We start from the raw sequence: 15,042 nt of genomic DNA, 5'->3' as shown, positions 1-15,042 counted from the left end.
ATGAAGGGTAAAATATCATTGCTGTGTATCTGGATTCTCTGTTTGAGTGTAAGACAAGCCGGGGCTTTTGAAGTGGTTCGTCTTACATGCGACAGGATGGAATCACCCGTCACGGTCAGTTCAACCCACCCCCGGTTCGGTTGGCAGATCACTTCCGAAGAGAATGGTACTTATCAGAGCGCTTATGAGATTGAAGTATATGAACTGGTCGATGGTAACGAGAAGCTATTCTGGAGTACCGGAAAAACGATCTCATCAAACAGCCGCTATGTCGCTTATGACGGTAACAGGGTACTGGAACCGATGAAAAAATATCTCTGGCGGGTAAAAGTATGGAATGAGAAAAACCAGCCGTCGGAATGGAGTGAGAAAAATTCTTTTCGCATGGCGCCGGCTTCAGCGTTCCTGAACGCCGAATGGATCGGGTCTGTCTCTCATCAGGATGCCAGACTTCCGAAAGGGAGGAATTTTCACTCAACAGTCATGGGGAGGCCGGAGAACAGATCCCTTTGGGAGCAGGTCAATCCCTTATCCAATAAGAGCATATACCTGCGGCAGACTTTTGAATCCGGCAAAACAGTCGAAGAGGCTATGGCGTATGTCTGCGGACTGGGGTTGTATGAATTTTCATTGAACGGAGAAAAGATAGGTGAAAGCGAATTAGCACCTCTTGTAAGCGATTATGATAAAACAGTGTATTACAACGCCTACGATGTAACCGGATATTTGAAAGAGGGAGCAAATGCGATCGGTATATTATTGGGGAACGGATTTTATAATGTGCAAGGGGGAAGATACCGGAAACTATTGGTGAGCTTCGGACCACCGACGCTTTTTTTCAAGATGATCATCACTTATTCCGATGGAACAACCCGGGAGGTGCAGTCGGACGAAAACTGGAAATACGACTATAGCCCCATCACCTTCAACTGTATTTACGGAGGGGAGGATTATGATGCCACGAGGGAACAGCCGGGATGGAATACGGCTGCATTCAATGATGAAGAATGGAACCCTGTTATTGTCCAGGACGCGCCGAGAGGAAAGTTGAGGGCACAGCAGGCCACTCCTGTAAAGATCATGGAGCGTTTTGGCGTGAAGGAGACCAATAAAATTTCCGACCATCGTTATGTGATGGATATGGGACAGAACCTGTCCGGTTTCCCGGAAATAGTGGTGAACGGACAAAAGGGCGATACCATCCGGCTGACTGTCGGAGAATCGTTGAATGAGGACGGAACAGTAAGCCAGAAACAAACCGGAAGTAAGCATTACTATGAATATGTACTGCGGGGAGAGGGAGATGAATATTGGCGTCCCCGTTTCTCCTATTACGGATTCAGGTATATCCAGGCTGATCTGGCGTCTAAAGAACAACAAACCTCTGCCGGTTTACCGAGACTCAAAGAGATTAACTCCTGCTTTATCTATAATTCGGCAGAAAAAATATCTACATTTGAAAGTTCAAACAGCATCTTCAATAATGCACACAGGATAATCGGCAATGCCGTAAGAAGTAACATGCAGGCTGTGTTTACCGATTGTCCCCACAGGGAGAAATTAGGTTGGCTGGAGCAGGTTCATTTGAACGGACCGGGCCTCTACTATAATTACAACCTGAGAACATTCATCCCCAAGGTGATGCAGGATATCAGGGATGCCCAGCTACCTACGGGGCTGGTTCCCAGTATTGCACCCGAATTTGTGGTGTTTGACGGAGGTTTCAGGGATTCGCCCGAATGGGGAAGTGCGTCGGTCATATTGCCCTGGATGTATTATCTCTATTATGGCGATGATTCTTTGATTGATAATTACTACGATGTAATGAAGAACTATGTGGATTATCTCTCTTCCACCGCTTCCGGACATATTGTATCGCATGGCCTGGGTGATTGGTACGATTATCATGGCGAAAAAGCCGGATTTTCGAAAAATACGCCCGTCCCGTTGGTGGCGACGGCTCACTATTACTGGGATCTTACCCTGCTCAGCAAGGCGGCGGTAATGGTAGGGAAAAATGCGGATGCGACATACTATCATGAATTGTCGGCATCCGTCAAAGAGGGCTTCAACAGGATGTTCTTCGATGAAAAAACAGGCCAGTACGGAACCGGAAGCCAGGCATCGAATGCGATACCCCTTTTCTTTGATATGGTAGACAGGCAAAACAGAGACCGGGTGCTGGCAAACCTGGTAAAAGATATCCGGAAACAGGGAAACCGGTTAACAACCGGTGATGTGGGGAACCGTTACCTGTTCCAGACATTGGCACAGAATGATCTGAATGAGTTGATGTACATCATGAATAATCACGAAGACGTACCGGGTTACGGATTTCAGGTGAAGTTCGGAGCTACCACCCTTACCGAGCAATGGGATCCACGACAGGGTACTTCATGGAATCATTTTATGATGGGACAGATCGATGAATGGTTCTTTGCCTGGCTTGCAGGGATCCAACCCGATACCGATTTTCCCGGATATGAACGGTTCATCGTGCATCCGCAGGTGGTAGGTGACCTGACATCTGTTTCGGCATCTACTGAAACGCTCTATGGAAAGATCAGCGTCGACTGGAAAATAGAAAACAACACATTCCAATTGAACGTAGAGGTGCCTGTGAATACCCGGGCCAGAATAATCCTTCCTGACAAACAATCGCATGATGCGGGAAGCGGAAAATATAGTTATTCTGTAAAACTGTAATCCTAATCTTTATGGTTTCATCTGCAAATCGCTAAATCAATAAATCGGAAAATTGTCTTATGTCCTGGTTCTTGTGTCTTGTGTCTAAATTGTAATCATATGAAGTACTTTCAATTATCTATACTGTTTCTCTTCCTTTTTTCATCACTTTCCTATGCCGACAATGTGAATATGAAATTACTGGGTGCGGACGATAGCGGTGAAAAGTTAAACACTCAATTGATAAATAATACGATAGCTGATTTATCGGCCAAAGGCGGAGGAACGCTCTATTTTCCCGCGGGGAAGTATCTCACAGGCGCCATCAAATTAAAGAGCCACATCACGATAGAGCTGGAGTCAGGCGCTATCCTGCTTTTCTCGGATAATTTCGATGATTACCTGCCTTTTGTCGATATGCGGTACGAGGGAGTAATGATGAAAAGTTTTTCCCCGCTGTTGTATGCCGTAGAAGAGGAGAATATCACGATTAAGGGGAGAGGCACCATCGACGGCCAGGGAAAAAAGTGGTGGGATGAATTCTACCGGGTGATCGTCGATCTTCAGAAAAACGGGATCAAGGACCTGAATAAGTACCAGCCGCTCTGGGATAAAGAAAACAATACGGAAGAGCTCTACAGGCTGACCAATTCAGATTATGTCAATACCCTGAACAGACGGTTTTTCCGTCCGCCGCTTTTCCAGACTATCCGTTGTGAGAATATCCGTATCGAGGGGATCACAATCGTGAATTCCCCCTTCTGGACGATCAACCCGGAGTTTTGTGAAAATATAACCGTTACCGGGATAACGATCAACAATCCCCCTTCACCCAACACGGACGGTATCAATCCTTCTTCCTGTAGAAATGTGCATATCTCCGATTGTCATATCAGCGTCGGGGATGATTGCATCACAATAAAATCGGGACGCGATGAACAGGCGCGTAACCTTGCGATTCCCTGTGAAAATATTACCATCACCAATTGCACGATGCTGTCGGGACATGGTGGAGTGGTGATCGGAAGCGAGGTGAGCGGCGATGTAAGAAAAGTGGTAATATCCAACTGTGTGTTTGACGGAACCGACAGGGGGATCCGCCTGAAATCTACCCGGGGGCGGGGAGGTATCGTGGAGGAGATAAGGGTCAGCAATATTGTGATGAAGAATATTCAGAAAGAAGCCATCATCATGAACCTGATGTATAGCAAAATGGACCCGGAACCGGTTTCGGAAAGAACGCCTGTTTTCAGGAATATCCATATATCCAACCTGACCGGTACGGAAGTGAATAAAGCGATTGAGGTCGTCGGGCTGGAAGAGATGCCGGTTTCCGATATTTCGTTCAGCAATATCAATATCCAATCGAAACAGGGAGCTACTATCGAAAACGCCAAAAATGTCACTTTGAGGGATATCCGAATTGATACTTCCTCGCCGTTCAGGATTGCTCACTCGGAAAATGTGATGATGAATAATGTATGGACAGGAACACCCGATAACGAAAAACCTTTGATCACAGTGCAGGACTCAAAAGATCTCATTATCCAGGGGTGTTTTCCGATGGCCGGAAACAGGTCGTTTCTGCGATTGGATGGTAAAAACGAAGGTGTTGTGTTGATGAATAATTATTTAAAAAGAGTAGGTGAAGTCCTGGATAAAGGAAGTGGAGATAAAAATAATCCGGTTTACCAGACTCAACAGCGGTTTGAAAACAGGTTTGAAAGGCCGTTGAGTGAGGTCCTGGCGGAAATATCCGAACGGTTCAATGTGCGTCTTTCCTACGATATCGATACGATAGGAAAAGTGCTTCCGTATGCCGATTTCAGGATTCGTTCCTATTCAATTGAGGAAACCCTGGAGAATATACTTGCCCCCTTTGATTATAAGTTTGTAAAGCAAAGTGATCGTCATTATAAGTTGAAATCCTACGAATATCACCGCAGGACGCCGGAAGACGGTAAGAAGATGCTTGACTATCTGGCATCGTTGTATCCGGACAGGAAAGCATGGGAAGAACGAAAAAAATGCCTCTATACAGAGGTGAGGGAGAAACTTGGAATAGATGATCTGCTTGTGCAAAGGGTTCATGCAAAACCTATTTTATCGAAAATCAGGAAATATGATGGTTATACGGTGCAGAATTTTGCATTGGAAACACTCCCTGGTCTTTATGTTGCCGGTACAATTTATACCCCTTTATCCAAAGGGAAACATGCATTGATCATTTGTCCCAATGGCCATTTTGCCGATGGCCGTTACCGGAAAGACCAACAGGTGAGGATGGGATCTTTAGCCAGAATGGGGGCTGTCTGTGTCGGATATGACCTCTTTGGATGGGGTGAGTCGGCCCTTCAGGTGGGAAGTGAGGCACATCGTTCCAGTGCGGCGCATGTGATCCAGGCGATGAACGGAATCGCGATTCTTGATTATATGCTCACTCGAAATGATATCGACAGAGAAAGAGTAGGGGTGAATGGCGGTTCCGGTGGCGGATCTCAGGCTGTCCTGCTGTCGGTGCTTGACGATCGCTATACGGCAATGGCGCCGGTAGTAAGTCTGGCTTCCCATTTTGATGGGGGTTGTCCCTGCGAGAGCGGATTGCCGGTTTTCTTAGCGTGTGGAGGTACAAATAATGCCGAGTTGGCTGCTATGTTTGCTCCCCGGCCCCTGCTGATTGTGTCCGATGGGGGAGACTGGACTGCGAGTGTGCCTTCATTGGAGTATCCCTATCTGAAAAATATGTATGCATTGTACGATGATGCTGTGGGGAATGTGGGAAATGTGCATCTGGAGGAGGAAGGGCATGATTTTGGGTTCAATAAACGAAAAGCTGTATATGATTTTTTTGTTTCCCGTTTCTCCCTGGATAGAACGAAGTTGGACGAAGGCCGGATTACTGTGGAACCGCAGGAGGCGTTGAAGAGTTTCGACAAGGATGGTGAGCTGTATCCTGAAAATGCCATTCGCTCTTTTGAGCAATTGCAGAAATATTTTCGATAAAGATGTATATAGGATTCCGGATAAAAGAGATAAAGTCCGGATGACAAATAGAGATAAAAAAAGAGGATGAATAAGATGAAAAAACGGTTTCTTACAGGTTATTTTCTCGGTCTGTTTTTCATGACTTTTTCATTAAGCATGTACGGTCAGGGATATAAGCTATGGTACGACAAACCGGCTGCGGTCTGGACTGAGGCATTGCCGCTCGGTAACGGACGATTGGGGGCAATGGTATATGCCAATCCGGCGATCGACCAGATCCAGTTGAATGAGGAGACGATCTGGGCGGGGCGTCCCAATAGCAATGCGAATCCGGATGCGCTGGAGAATATTCCGAAAATACGTGAACTGATATTTGCCGGTAAATATGTAGAAGCACAGGATTTGGCCAACAAAAAGGTGATGTCCAACACCAATTCGGGAATGCCCTACCAGCCTTTCGGAGACCTGAGGATGTCATTTCCGGGACACGCCAGCTATTCCGATTATTATAGGGAACTGGATCTGGATTCGGCCAAAGCTTCGATGTCCTACAAAGTGGGCGATGTGACTTTTAAAAGGGAATTTATTACCTCTTTCACCGATCAGGTAGTGTTGATCCGGCTGACAGCCGACAGGCCCGGTGCGATCACGTTTAACGCGCACCTTACCTCACCGCACAGAGACGTAAAAATAGCTACCGGTGAGGATTTTGTTTCGTTATCAGGCGTTACGTCTACTCACGAAAGAGTGTCCGGGAGAGTGAGGTTCCACGGCCGGGCATCGGTGGATGCAACTGGCGGCAATGTGCTTTACAGGGATGGGGTGATCTCTGTGGTAGATGCCGATGAAGTGGTACTGTATGTTTCCATAGCTACCAATTTCAACAACTATCAGGATATCACGGCCGATGAAGTACAACGTACGGCGGATTATCTGGAAAAAGCAAAGATTAGGAATTATCAGGAGTCGAAAGAAGCCCATACGGCATATTACCGGAGTTATCTGGACCGTGTAAGCCTCTATTTGGGCGAAGATATATACGCCGACGTTCCTACCGACGAGCGTATCCGGAATTTTAAAGAGACCCACGATGCGCATCTTGTAGCCACCTATTTCCTGTTCGGCCGTTACCTGCTCCTGTCGAGTTCACAGCCGGGCGGACAGCCGGCCAACCTTCAGGGAATATGGAACGATGCGCTTTTCCCTTCGTGGGATAGTAAATATACGACCAATATTAATCTTGAGATGAACTATTGGCCTACGGAAGTCACCAACTTACAGGAATTGAATGAACCGTTGTTCAGGCTCATCAAAGAGGTCTCGGAAACGGGAAAGGAGACAGCTAAAATCATGTATGCCACAGACGGATGGGTCCTTCATCACAACACCGATATCTGGCGCATTACCGGGCCGGTAGACCGGGCTATGTCGGGAATGTGGCCTGCCGGCGGCGCCTGGCTGTGCAGACACTTATGGGAGCATTATCTCTATACCGGTGATGTGGATTTCTTACGTGAAGTATATCCGATCCTGAAAGAGGCAGCTCTTTTCTTCGATCAATTCATGGTGCATGAACCCGAAAATAACTGGTTGGTGGTCGTTCCTTCCAACTCTCCGGAAAATACACATGCCGGCAGCGGGGGAAGAGCTTCCATCGCGGCAGGTTGTACCATGGACAACCAGTTGGTATTCGACTTATGGAATAGTGTGATCACTTCTTCGTCTGTTTTGGATATGGATCATGATTATGCCGCTCATTTAAGACAACGGTTGCCGGAGTTGGCGCCGATGCAGATCGGACGATGGGGACAGCTTCAGGAGTGGATGCATGATTGGGACGACCCGAAAGATACGCACAGGCATGTCTCTCATTTATACGGGTTATTCCCTGGTAATCAGATATCCCCTTATCGTACTCCGGAATTATTCAACGCTGCACGGATATCGCTGATTCACAGGAAAGGGCCTTCCACCGGTTGGTCGATGGGATGGAAAGTGTGCCTGTGGGCACGTTTGCTCGATGGAGAACAGGCCTATCAATTGATTACCGACCAACTGACACTTGTCAGGGAAAATTCCGGGCCGGGCGGTACCTATCCCAATCTCTTCGATGCACACCCGCCCTTCCAGATCGACGGGAATTTTGGTTGTACGGCCGGTATCGCGGAAATGTTGATGCAGAGCTACGATGGGTTTATCTATCTTCTTCCGGCTTTACCGTCGTTGTGGAAAGAGGGACATGTCAAAGGGTTACTCGCCCGTGGCGGATTTGAGATAGATATTATATGGAGAGAAGGAGAGGTGAGTGAGGTTAAGATAATATCAAAGAACGGTGGCAATTGTCGGCTGCGTTCCCGGACAGCCCTGAAAGGAAAAGGATTAAAAAGGGCGAAAGGGATTAATCCGAATGCCTGTTTTGAGACGCCCGATATTCCCGCACCGCTTATTCATTCGGAAACAGAGATTCCCCCCACCGGTATCGCAGATAGCTTTATCTACGACCTGAATACCAAGGCAGGGGAGACTTATTTGGTGTATAAAAAATGAAGAATGAAAAATTAAAAATGAAGAGTGGAAAACTAAGAACTGAAAGTGAAAAATTAAAAACTAAAAACTAAGAGTGAAGAATGAAAAATTTGGGAACAAGTACCTATAATTGTATTATGCCAACTCATTGGTAATTAATAATTAGTAATTGGTAATTGGTAATTAGTAATTGGTAATTAGTAGTTGGTAATTAGTAATTTGTAATTAAAAAAAGAGATATATGAAGTTTCTTAAGTGTAATTTATTGATTCTTATTGCTCTGTCCCTGCTATTCGTGTCATGCGAACAACAAAACGAAGAGAAGCCCTGGTCGGAAAAAATGGCCGATTCGGAAATGGTTCGTTTTCCGGAATTATGGATGATTGAAAAAGCGACAAAACCAAGGTGGACTTACACTTTCGGACTGGTCGCCAAATCGATGCTCGAATTGTGGGAAGTATCCGGAGACCAAAAATATTTTGATTATGCCAAACTCTATGCCGACAGTCTGATTACGGATGGGGGACAAATCAAAACATATTCGATGCAATCGTATAATATCGATAATGTCAGTCCCGGAAAGATACTCTTTGACCTGTATGCACAAACCAATGATCCCCGCTATAAACAAGCGATAGACACCCTGTATACCCAGATGCAAACGCATCCCCGTACCTCGGAAGGCGGCTACTGGCATAAACTGAAGTATCCGCACCAGATGTGGCTCGACGGTATCTATATGGCTTCTCCTTTTTTGGTGCAGTATGCGGCTGTTTTCAACGAACCGGCGCTCTATGATGATGTGGTCAACCAGATCACTATGATTGCCCGGCATACCTATGACGAAGAAGCAGGGCTTTTTTATCACGGATGGGATGAATCACGAGAACAATTTTGGGCGGATAAGGAGACAGGTACGTCCCCCGGGTTCTGGTCTCGCAGTATGGGATGGTATGCCGCAGCGTTGGTAGATGTCCTCGATTTCCTTCCCGAAGACCATCAGGGGTGCGATAGCCTGCTTGTTATAGTGAATACCCTTGCATCAGGAATGAAGAAATACCAGGATCCCGCTACGGGTGTGTGGTATCAGGTGACGGACCAGGGAAACAGGGAAGGGAATTATCTGGAATCATCCGGTTCGGCCCTTTTTGTCTATTTCCTGTCCAAAGCGCTGAACAACAACTATATTGACCAAAGCTACAGGGATACCGCAGAAAAAGGATTTGACGGGATCATCCGCAATTTTATCAGGCTGGAAGAAGACGGAACGTACACCATCACTCACTGTTGCGCTGTCGCCGGATTAGGGGGAGATGGAAGGCGCAGGGACGGATCCTTTGAATATTACATCAGTGAACCGGTCATAGAAAACGACCCTAAATCAACCGGCTCCTTTATTTTGGCCGCTATCGAAATGGAGAAATTACAAAAATCAAATAAATAACTCAATTTTCACATGTTTCATATTTAGCTGCCTACATCTTGCTGATAGACTTACGAAACTAAAATAAATAACATCAATATGAACAAATTCAAATCCCTGATAACCATTATTATTGTTGTATGTCTAACGAATAACCTGTCGGCTCAGGAAACCTATATCCCGTGGAAAAACGGGAAGTTGGTGGTGGACGAAGGAAACCGCTATTTGAAACATGAAAACGGTACTCCCTTTTTTTGGTTGGGTGAGACCGGCTGGTATCTACCGGCACGGTTGAACAGGGATGAAGCCGAGTATTATCTGGAGCAGTGCAAACAGAAAGGATACAATGTGGTACAGGTAATGGTCATGAATACCATGCCCGCGATCAATGCATACGGGAAATGGGCGCTGCCGGAAGGATTTAATTTTGAGAATATCGATAAAAAAGGTGAATACGGCTACTGGGACCATATGGATTATATTATAGAGACTGCGGCACGGAAAGGGATCTATATCGGAATGGTCTGTGTGTGGGGTACTCCGGTGCAGCAAGGAAAAATGAGCACGGCAGATGCCAGAAAATATGGGGAATTTTTAGCAAAAAGGTATAAGGATAGTCCTAATATTATTTGGCTTATCGGTGGAGATATCCGGGGAGACGTAAAAACAGAGGTCTGGGATGCACTGGCGAACAGTATCCGGGCTATTGATAAACATCATTTGATGACGTATCATCCTCGTGGCAGGACTATGTCGGGTACCTGGTTCCATAACGAACACTGGCTGGATTTCAATATGTTCCAGTCGGGGCACCGGCGTTACGGCCAGCGCAAAGGTGACGGCGAATATCCTATCGAAGAGAATACCGAAGAAGACAACTGGCGGTTTGTTGAACGCAGCTTTGCTTTGGAACCGCTAAAACCGGTGATCGACGGAGAGCCCATCTATGAAGATATTCCGCATGGATTGCATAATCCCAATGAAGTGAAATGGAACGACGACGATGTGCGTCGTTATGCTTACTGGTCTGTTTTCGCCGGATCGTTCGGACATACCTATGGTCATAATTCCATCATGCAGATGAAGAAAGATGGAATCGGTGGTGCTTACGGAGCCCAGAAGACATGGTATGAAGCATTGAACGACCCTGGAATCAACCAGATGAAATACCTGAAAAACTTAATGCTGACTTTCCCCTATTTTGAAAGGGTGCCCGACCAGACAGTGATCGCAGGTACCAACGGTATCCGTTACGACCGGTTGATAGCCACACGAGGTAATGATTATCTGTTGGTCTATAATTATACCGGACGCCCTATGGAAATAGACCTGACCAAAATATCGGGCAACAGGAAAAAAGTATGGTGGTATAGTCCCAAAGATGGGGCGTTGTCCTATATCGGAGAGTTCGATAATAAGGTCACCGGGTTTAGTGATGACGATGGATACCGTTATGGGAAAGATACGGTATTGATTGCTGTCGATGCCTCTAAAGAGTATATTTCAAGTGATTGGGATAGTCTGCCCGATGCACAGGAGAAACTGAAAAAATAAATCGCACGATATCATGTTGGGAAAGATAAGAATATTTGTGTTGGTTACCCTGCTGGCCTCTTTTACCTATACGGTCTCTGCAGCGGTATCAATAGGTGATATTCAATGCGAATCGCTGCGGAACCCTATAGGAATAGACGCCAGAAATCCACGGTTCAGCTGGCGGATCTTTGCGGAGGGTGAACGGAATGTGATGCAGCGTTCGTACCGGATCTTAGTCGCTTCATCCCAACAAAAACTGGATGAAAACAGCGGTGATATGTGGGATTCGGGGGTCGTCAATTCCGATCAGTCACAATGGATCCGGTACGAAGGAAAACCACTCGAGAGTAACACCTATTATTACTGGAAAGTGCTTGTGACAACCAATACAGGCAATCCGGTGTGGAGCGGTAGTGCCTTCTGGTGTATGGGACTGCTTTCCGAGAATGACTGGAGGGCACGCTGGATCGGTATGGACAGGGGTGCCAAGTGGGATGTTGAATCACAGTTCTCACGCCTTTCGGCACGTTACCTGCGTAAGGAATTCCAGGTGGATAAACCGGTGAAACAGGCTGTTGTCCATATCTCGGGATTAGGGTTATATGAGCTCTTCCTGAATGGCAACAGGGTGGGGAATCAGGTATTGGCGCCGGCTCCTACGGACTACCGGCAGACCCTGTTATACAATAGTTATGATGTGACATCAATGCTTCAGGTGGCAGACAATGCGATCGGGGTAACGCTGGGTAACGGCCGTTATTATACCATGCGGCAAGCATACAAACCCTATAAAATTCCCACTTTCGGATATCCGAAGTTGCGTTTGACGTTTATTATCGATTATACCGACGGGACAAGGGAGGTGATAGGGAGCGATACATCGTGGAAGATGACGGCCGATGGCCCTATCCGAAGTAATAACGAATACGATGGTGAAGAGTATGATGCCCGGAAAGAGTTGACCGGCTGGAATAAGGCAGGATACGACGACTCATACTGGGAGGATGCCGAACGTGTTTCCATACCATACGGGACACTGAGGGCACAAATGATGGAAGGAATGAAAGTGGTCGATACGATCGATCCTCTATCCATTACAGAACTCTCACCGGGAAAGCATATTCTGGATATGGGACAGAATATGGTCGGATGGATCCGCTTTAAGGTACAGGGAAATGCAGGTGATATGGTGAAACTTCGTTTTGCCGAGACTTTGCAGCCCGATGGCAACCTCTATATGGACAACCTGCGTGATGCAAAAGTGACGGATACCTACATCCTGAAGGGAGATGGGATCGAAGAGTGGGCACCGCGGTTTGTCTATCACGGCTTCCGGTATGTCGAGGTGACCGGTTATCCCGGCAAAGTCGACAAAAAGAATTTTACAGGAGAGGTAGTGAATGACGAGATGGTGATCACCGGCTCTTTTGAATCATCCGATCCGGTGATCAATCAGGTCATGAAGAATGCTTTCTGGGGGATACGGGGCAACTATAAAGGGATGCCGGTGGATTGCCCCCAGCGGAATGAACGTCAGCCCTGGCTGGGAGACAGGATCATCGGCGGTCTTGGGGAAAGTTATCTCTTTGAAAACGTCCAGATGTACAGCAAATGGATGGACGACATCCGCGAAGCACAAAGGGAGGATGGATGTATACCGGATGTGGCACCTGCTTTTTGGAATTACTATTCCGACAATGTGACCTGGCCTTCCGCTTTCTTCTTCAATTGCGATATGCTTTATACTCAGTTCGGCAACCAGGAACCGATTGAAAAAAATTATGAGAGCATGCTGAAATGGGTTCGCCATATGAAAGGGGAATACATGACAGAGGACTATCTTATGCCGCGTGATAAGTACGGTGACTGGTGTGTGCCACCTGAATCACCGGAACAGATCCATGCAAGAGATCCGAGGCGCCTTACCGACGGTGCGCTGATCGGTACTGCTTATTATTACCGGATACTCAGATTGATGAAAAAATTCGCCCTCTTACAGGATAAACAGGATGATGCGGCACAATTTGACGCATTGTCCGATAAAGTAAAAGCAGCATTTAACGATAAATTCTTCCGGACTGACAGCCTGTTTTATGGCAACAATACGGCGACAGCCAACCTGTTGCCGCTCGCCTTCGGGATGATCCCCGAAGAGTGGGTCCCTGCCGTAGAGAACCATCTGGTGACAGGCATAATGAAGAATAACAACTATGACTGCCACATTCCTACGGGTGTGATCGGTTCCCAATGGATTTTACGGGAGTTTTCCAAAATGGGAAGGGCCGATATCGCGTTCCGTCTGGCATCCAATGATACTTATCCGAGCTGGGGGTATATGGCAAAACAAGGCGCTACCACCATCTGGGAATTATGGAATGGCGATACGGCACGGCCTGAAATGAATTCTGGTAACCATGTGATGCTGTTGGGTGATTTCATCCCGTTTTGCTACGAAAATATGGCCGGAATAAAATCGGACGATGAGCTGATCGCTTTCAAAAAGATCATCATGAGACCCCATTTTGATATTCAGGACTTATCCTATGTCAATGCTTCTTATAAGACGCCATACGGGGATGTAAAGAGCTACTGGAAAAAAGACCTTGAACGGCTGGAGTGGATCGTTTCCGTTCCGCCCAACAGTACTGCAGTGGTGCATTTCCCGGCAAACAGCTTCAATATCAGGGAAGGAGATGTTGCTTTGAAAACCGGAAACGGGATAAAAGAACTGGGCAGGGACGAAAACGCTATTATATGGGAGATGGGTTCGGGCGATTACAACTTCACTATGGAGCTGGATCCCGGATACGAAAAGTGGAGGAAAGGTATTGTGGAAGAGAAATTCCTCTATGAAACAGCACCCTTTCCCGAGTGCCATGCAGCAACTATCGCCGAGACACCTGAAGGATTGGTGGCCGCTTTCTTCGGAGGGACCAAAGAGCGGAATCCCGATGTCGAAATCTGGGTATCACGGATGGTGAACGGTGAATGGACAGCACCGGAGTCGGTAGCGAACGGCATTATCAGTGATACGTTGAGAAAAGCCTGTTGGAACCCGGTGCTGTTTCAGGTGCCCGGAGAGGAATTATTGCTTTTTTACAAGATAGGTAGTTCCGTGAGCGACTGGACCGGACATCTGATCCGTTCTTTCGATCACGGAAAAACATGGACGGAACCGGAAGAGCTGCCCGAAGGGTTTATCGGGCCGGTCAAAAATAAACCCGTCATGATCGGCAGTAGAATGATCTGTCCTTCCAGTCTGGAAGGCGCTCCCGGTTGGAGGGTCCATTTCGAAATTACCGAAGACAAAGGTAAAACCTGGAGGAAAGTGGGCGCCATCAATGATGGAAAAGCGATCAGGGCAATTCAACCCAGTATCCTGACCTATCAGGATGGCTCTTTGCAAATTCTTGCAAGGACACGTGATGCAGCCTTGGCCGAAGCCTGGTCGAAAGAGGGAGGGGAGACCTGGGGTGAAATGACGCTGTCCGGATTGCCCAATAATAATTCAGGGACCGATGCCGTGACGCTCCGCGACGGACGGCAGTTGCTGGTATATAATCACGTAAAACCTACGGATAGATCAGGGAAAGGGCCCAGAACCCCGTTGAATGTCGCCTTATCGGATGACGGAAAAGCATGGTATGCTTCGCTGATCCTGGAGGATTCCCCGGTCAGCCAATACTCCTATCCTTCTGTTATCCAAGGAGAAGATGGATATGTTCATATTGTCTACACCTGGCGCCGTCAACGCATTAAATATGTGAAAATCGATCCCGCTAAACTGGAACGAACGCCGATTCAAAACGAAGCCTGGCCATATTGAATGTGAGTTTACTCCAAAAAGAAAAAGAATACAAGTCTATTCATGAACTTTAAAGAATAAA

General features: G+C 46.9%; 5 protein-coding genes and 1 pseudogene. All 6 read left to right on the top strand.

What is annotated here, in order from left to right:
* The 6 genes and pseudogenes from PSM36_RS13310 to PSM36_RS13280 all read left to right on the top strand — a co-directional run bounded on the left by PSM36_RS13310 (position 1) and on the right by PSM36_RS13280 (position 14,981).
* Positions 1–2,706, top strand: a complete 2,706-nt coding sequence (locus PSM36_RS13310) for a glycoside hydrolase family 78 protein (RefSeq protein WP_076931335.1) — start codon at positions 1–3, stop codon at positions 2,704–2,706.
* A gap of 99 nt (positions 2,707–2,805) precedes the next feature.
* Positions 2,806–5,682, top strand: a pseudogene (locus tag PSM36_RS17750) (glycosyl hydrolase family 28 protein); the annotation flags it as partial.
* A gap of 81 nt (positions 5,683–5,763) precedes the next feature.
* Positions 5,764–8,217, top strand: coding sequence for a glycoside hydrolase family 95 protein (locus PSM36_RS13295; RefSeq protein WP_076932270.1), 2,454 nt, complete (start codon positions 5,764–5,766; stop codon positions 8,215–8,217).
* Positions 8,218–8,437: 220 nt separating this feature from the next.
* A complete protein-coding gene (locus tag PSM36_RS13290; protein ID WP_076931334.1) occupies positions 8,438–9,640 on the top strand; it encodes a glycoside hydrolase family 88/105 protein in 1,203 nt (400 codons plus the stop codon).
* Positions 9,641–9,718: 78 nt separating this feature from the next.
* Positions 9,719–11,173 carry a glycoside hydrolase family 140 protein gene (locus PSM36_RS13285; protein ID WP_076931333.1) on the top strand — a complete coding sequence of 485 codons (1,455 nt, stop codon included), beginning with the start codon at positions 9,719–9,721 and terminating at the stop codon, positions 11,171–11,173.
* 13 nt (positions 11,174–11,186) lie between these two features.
* The gene (locus PSM36_RS13280; RefSeq protein WP_076931332.1) at positions 11,187–14,981 is read left to right on the top strand and encodes a family 78 glycoside hydrolase catalytic domain; all 3,795 of its coding nucleotides are present in this window, start codon (positions 11,187–11,189) and stop codon (positions 14,979–14,981) included.
* Positions 14,982–15,042 lie beyond the last annotated feature (61 nt).

This window comes from Proteiniphilum saccharofermentans (assembly GCF_900095135.1).
Taxonomy (GTDB): domain Bacteria; phylum Bacteroidota; class Bacteroidia; order Bacteroidales; family Dysgonomonadaceae; genus Proteiniphilum; species Proteiniphilum saccharofermentans.
The sequence above is the reverse complement of the archived record's forward strand: the minus strand, read 5'-3'. Positions and strand labels throughout refer to the sequence as shown.